The 2,658-nt window shown below is 52.9% G+C and carries 2 protein-coding genes; one reads left to right on the top strand and one right to left on the bottom strand.

The genetic code is table 11. The annotated features are described in order from the left end of the window. Window positions 1-789 precede the first annotated feature (789 nt). The gene (locus CA13_RS04045; protein WP_419193742.1) at window positions 790-2,034 is read right to left on the bottom strand and encodes an IS110 family RNA-guided transposase; all 1,245 of its coding nucleotides are present in this window, start codon (window positions 2,032-2,034) and stop codon (window positions 790-792) included. 181 nt (window positions 2,035-2,215) lie between these two features. On the opposite strand from CA13_RS04045, the gene CA13_RS04040 reads away from it, so the two are divergent. After that, window positions 2,216-2,658: UPF0158 family protein (locus CA13_RS04040; RefSeq protein ID WP_146403396.1), on the top strand; the 443-nt coding region annotated here is incomplete at its 3' end.

Below are 2,658 nucleotides of genomic sequence, written 5' to 3'. Positions count from 1 at the left end.
GTGCGATTCTGGACGACGCTCGCAAACGTCAGGCTGCATCTGGGCGTCCGATTTGGTCACCCGGAGCGGCGAACCCTGCGATGCAACCGAGCGGCGAAGTCAAGCGTTTTGAAGTGGATGATCAACCGTCGCCACCGGCTGATCACTAGCGACTATGAAGTCCGTGGTTTGACCAGTGGCGACTGGCCGCTTTTTTGAAATATTTCTTACATTGGGTGTTTTGTGTTCATTTGTTTGTGGTGACTCGGTGGTAGCGAACTGCGGCGAGCGATCTACTGTTGATGACTTGGCTCGATTCGATTGGGTACTAAACGACTATTCGAGATGTCGACGCCTTGACCCAAAAGGGTCGGTCCTTGACAGCGTCGCCTCAGCATTCCTTACAGGGTTTCAATCGGTATTCTCTTGAGTTCTGTTGGATGGCCCGACACTCCGAGCGATCTCTCAATCTTTATGTCGGGTTCATCGCCTCTCACATTCTTTAGGACGCCATGACCGGAGGCGTTTACGTTGCTTCCGGTGGCAGTAGGTGTCAGTGATGCAGGCGAAGTGGAGTCCTTTTCGAGTTGCAAGCGTGGTCTTCGATCAGTGTTTCGTTCTCAGTGATTCGCTCCGGTGTTGGTTTGGGTTCGATGGGTTCAAGGTGGGTGATAAAAGCTTCCCTGGAAAGCGCCACATTCGTTATCTCAGGGTTATCAAGCAGCGTTTCAGATGCGGCTTGACGCCCTTGTCAGCGATTCGTGGTCACTTCCAGGAAAGCACGGGCCCAACAACGGGCCTTGCCTGGTGTCAGGTTTTCAAGGGCGAGCGGCGTTTGCTGCCGCGGCGGCGAGTCGGTTTACTGCCTCGGCCGCTACGCTGCTTCGGTTCGTCGCTGATCACTGGCCCGGGAGGATGTGGTTTTGCGCGTAGGAGTTTGGCTTTCTTTTTTGGTTTTGCTTCGTGGGGCTCTGTTGCTTCCTCCATCAGTTCTTGAGTTCCAGGATCCGTCACAGCTTCCTGCAATGCCTTGCTCTGATCCCATGCCTGTTGGTCTCGCATCATCGCCCAAGCGACCACTGCGATCTTGCGCGCCAGTGCAATGCCAGCTTTCTTGCGTCGTGTTTTCGATCCTCCGTGAATCCGTTCAAAGGTCTTCTTGCTCCAGGCGTTGTATCGGAGGCTCGCCCAAGCACATTCTAATAGCATTGTGCGAGCCAGTTTTGGCCCGCGTTTACTGATCTTTCCGTTGCGATCGGTTTCACCTGATTGATATTGCTTCGGGGTTAAGCCGAGGTAACTTGAAAGATGCCGGGCACTCTTGAATCGGTGCGGATCATCGATAATGGCGACAAGTAACTCAGCGGTCTTGCGACCCACTCCAGGAATCGTCATGACAATCTGAATTAGAGGATTATCAGCAGCAAACAATTCCAACCGATCCTCGACCGCTTGCATCTCGGCAGTTAACGCATCGAGCTGCGTCAATTCCAAATCAAGTTGCCCTTTCCAAAGGTCGTCACAGGTACACTCCGCGATGGATTTTCGAAACGAGTCGATGTGCACGCGTCCGGTATTCCATGCTCTCGCGCCGGTATCGATTTCGATGCCGCGGTTGGCGAAGGTGGAGCGAATGCCGTTCTTGATTCGAGTGATTCGGCCGTCGAGGTTCTTTCGGTACTTAATGATGGCTCGTTGTTCACGGATCTCGGGTTTTGGCACGTGGACCGGCGTGAGCACTCCCATGGCGGCCATTTTGGCCAGCTTAAGAGCATCGTCTCGATCGGTTTTGCGTTTGGTTTTGTTCCACATCCATGCTTCGTCGTTGGTGCTGCAAACGAGCGTTTTGATTTCTCTTTGTTGACACACATCGCTAATCCATCCCGACGGTCCGCAGGCCTCCATGACCAGCAGATCGAATTCGTTATCGTCCAAGAGCTTGTCGATATGCGAACGTCGGGTGAGGATGGCTTCGAAGGAAAACTTGCGAGTTTTACAATCGTAGAAGCAGGCGACCGACTTGAACTTGCCAAGGTCGAGAGAACAGATCATCATAGAAAGGTTCCGTGGTTTGGGGTGTGAACGAAGTAAGAAGCGTTTCATTGTGACCGATCGCAAGATCGAGATCACGGCCTAGTCAGCAGCGTATGCAGCCGACTCGCCTCAAACCACGGACTTCATGGATTCTTTATCCGATTGAAACCCTTGCCTCTCATCTCATAGCGAAGACCTGACAATGAATCGAACGGACGTCGTCTTCAACTTCAGCACAATCGAAATGGCGTTCGACTACGCCAATTTCGACGATGGCTCAAATGATGCGTACCTCGACCGTCACACCGGCGAGGCGATCTACTTTTCCACCCTTGGCGACTCCGACGAAGAGCCCGACGATCTTGATGACACGTCACGTTATGTCGCCCTTCCAGATTCCCGCGACTTGAGCCTTGGTTCTCGACTTGCTATTGATTTCGCATCCGACATCGCGCCGCATTTGCTTGACGACGTTCGGGACATCTTTGGTCGACGAGGTGCGTTTCGACGATTCAAGGACATGCTCGACAAACATGACCTACTTGATTCGTGGCACAAGTACGAGACAGATCGTGAACGTGAGGCGCTCCTTCGCTGGTGCGACGAGAACAATGTTCGCTATACTATCAACGAAGACCAAGACGG

The organism is Novipirellula herctigrandis (genome assembly GCA_007859835.1).
GTDB classification, from domain to species: domain Bacteria; phylum Planctomycetota; class Planctomycetia; order Pirellulales; family Pirellulaceae; genus Novipirellula_A; species Novipirellula_A herctigrandis.
This window is presented reverse-complemented; position numbering and strand designations above follow the sequence as displayed.